Origin of the sequence: Pleionea sediminis, from assembly GCF_007570825.1 — a bacterium.
Classification (GTDB): domain Bacteria; phylum Pseudomonadota; class Gammaproteobacteria; order Enterobacterales; family Kangiellaceae; genus Pleionea; species Pleionea sediminis.
Genome location: NZ_SUNB01000018.1, coordinates 2,501 through 5,355, shown reverse-complemented (window position 1 = coordinate 5,355; position 2,855 = coordinate 2,501). Strand labels below are relative to the sequence as shown.

At 51.7% G+C, this 2,855-nt stretch carries 2 rRNA genes (1 of these 2 cut by a window edge); both read right to left on the bottom strand.

Annotated elements, in window-relative coordinates:
- Positions 1-42 precede the first annotated feature (42 nt).
- Positions 43-158 (bottom strand): 5S ribosomal RNA (gene rrf, locus FAX86_RS21945).
- A gap of 114 nt (positions 159-272) precedes the next feature.
- Positions 273-2,855: ribosomal RNA gene (locus FAX86_RS21940) — 23S ribosomal RNA — on the bottom strand; it runs 306 nt beyond the window's last position.

Here is a 2,855-nt window from a genome sequence, read left to right as displayed (position 1 = left end):
AAAAAGCCCCAGCACGGTATGTGCAGGGGCTTATAATTAAATGCCTGGCGATGACCTACTCTCACATGGGGAAACCCCACACTACCATCGGCGCTGAACGTTTTCACTTCTGAGTTCGAGATGGGATCAGGTGGTTCCCGTTCGCAATGGTCACCAGGCAAAACTGGTTGATATTTCAGTGCCCAGCTATCGCTGAACGCTTTTACAATTCGGTTATTTGATTCACACAAACTTGGCAAACGCTTAAGTTTTCAAGACCATTTGGGTGTTATATGGTCAAGCCTCACGAGCAATTAGTACGAGTTAGCTCAACGCCTCACAACGCTTCCACATCTCGCCTATCAACGTCGTAGTCTTCAACGGCTCTTTAGGAGACTTAAAGTCTCAGGGAGAACTTATCTTGAAGGGGGCTTCCCGCTTAGATGCTTTCAGCGGTTATCCTGTCCGAACATAGCTACCCGGCAATGCCACTGGCGTGACAACCGGAACACCAGAGGTTCGTCCACTCCGGTCCTCTCGTACTAGGAGCAGCTCTTCTCAATTCTCCAACGCCCACGGCAGATAGGGACCGAACTGTCTCACGACGTTCTAAACCCAGCTCGCGTACCACTTTAAATGGCGAACAGCCATACCCTTGGGACCGGCTACAGCCCCAGGATGTGATGAGCCGACATCGAGGTGCCAAACTCCCCCGTCGATATGAACTCTTGGGAGGAATCAGCCTGTTATCCCCGGAGTACCTTTTATCCGTTGAGCGATGGCCCTTCCATACAGAACCACCGGATCACTATGACCTGCTTTCGCACCTGCTCGACGTGTCTGTCTCGCAGTCAAGCGTACTTATACCATTATGCTAACCGTACGATGTCCGACCGTACTTAGTACACCTTCGTACTCCTCCGTTACTCTTTGGGAGGAGACCGCCCCAGTCAAACTACCCACCACACACTGTCCTCGACCCGGATAACGGGCCTGAGTTAGAACTCAAACATTACCAGGCTGGTATTTCAAGGTTGGCTCCACAATGGCTGGCGCCACTGCTTCAAAGCCTCCCAGCTATCCTACACAGATAATGTCTAAGTCCAGTGTGAAGCTGTAGTAAAGGTTCACGGGGTCTTTCCGTCTAGCCGCGGGTATACGGCATCTTCACCGCAATTTCAATTTCACTGAGTCTCGGGTGGAGACAGTGTGGCCATCGTTACGCCATTCGTGCAGGTCGGAACTTACCCGACAAGGAATTTCGCTACCTTAGGACCGTTATAGTTACGGCCGCCGTTTACCGGGGCTTCGATCAAGAGCTTCGCTAATGCTAACCCCATCAATTAACCTTCCGGCACCGGGCAGGCGTCACACCCTATACGTCCACTTTCGTGTTTGCAGAGTGCTATGTTTTTAATAAACAGTCGCAGCCACCTGGTTACTTCGACCACCAACAGCTTACTGAGTAAATCATTCACCGTCAGCGGCGTACCTTCTCCCGAAGTTACGGTACTATTTTGCCTAGTTCCTTCACCCGAGTTCTCTCAAGCGCCTTGGTATTCTCTACCTGACCACCTGTGTCGGTTTGGGGTACGGTCGCTGTTAACCTGAAGCTTAGAAGTTTTTCCTGGAAGCATGGCATCGACCACTTCAGTCCCGTGGGACCTCGTCATCAGCTCTCGGCCTTAAGGGTCCGGATTTACCTAAACCCTCAGCCTACTACCTTAAACCGGGACAACCAACGCCCGGCCAGCCTAGCCTTCTCCGTCACTCCATCGCAGTTAACACCGGTACAGGAATATTAACCTGTTTCCCATCGACTACGCATTTCTGCCTCGCCTTAGGGGCCGACTCACCCTGCTCTGATTAGCATCGAACAGGAAACCTTGGTCTTCCGGCGAGGGGGTTTTTCACCCCCTTTATCGTTACTCATGTCAGCATTCGCACTTCTGATACCTCCAGCAAACCTCCCGGTTCACCTTCAACGGCTTACAGAACGCTCCTCTACCATGCGTGCAAGCACGCATCCGCAGCTTCGGTGTATCGCTTAGCCCCGTTACATCTTCCGCGCAGGCCGACTCGACTAGTGAGCTATTACGCTTTCTTTAAAGGGTGGCTGCTTCTAAGCCAACCTCCTAGCTGTTTTAGCCTTCCCACATCGTTTCCCACTTAGCGATAACTTTGGGACCTTAGCTGGCGGTCTGGGTTGTTTCCCTTTCCACGACGGACGTTAGCACCCGCCGTGTGTCTCCCGTGATTGAACTTCTCGGTATTCGGAGTTTGCATCGGGTTGGTAAGCCGGGATGGCCCCCTAGCCGAAACAGTGCTCTACCCCCGAGAGTTAGACACGAGGCGCTACCTAAATAGCTTTCGAGGAGAACCAGCTATCTCCTGGTTTGATTAGCCTTTCACTCCTAACCACAGGTCATCACCGCATTTTTCAACATACGTGTGTTCGGTCCTCCAGTTGGTGTTACCCAACCTTCAACCTGCCCATGGCTAGATCACCAGGTTTCGGGTCTACTCCCAGCAACTAAACGCCCTATTAAGACTCGATTTCTCTACGCCTCCCCTAAACGGTTAAGCTTGCTACTGAGATGTAAGTCGCTGACCCATTATACAAAAGGTACGCAGTCACAAGACTAAATCTTGCTCCCACTGCTTGTATGCACACGGTTTCAGGTTCTATTTCACTCCCCTCACAGGGGTTCTTTTCGCCTTTCCCTCACGGTACTGGTTCACTATCGGTCGACAGAGAGTATTTAGCCTTGGAGGATGGTCCCCCCATTTTCAGTCAAGATACCACGTGTCCCGACCTACTCGATTTCACATAAGATGACCTTTCACGTACGGGGCTATCACCCTGTATCGCCTCA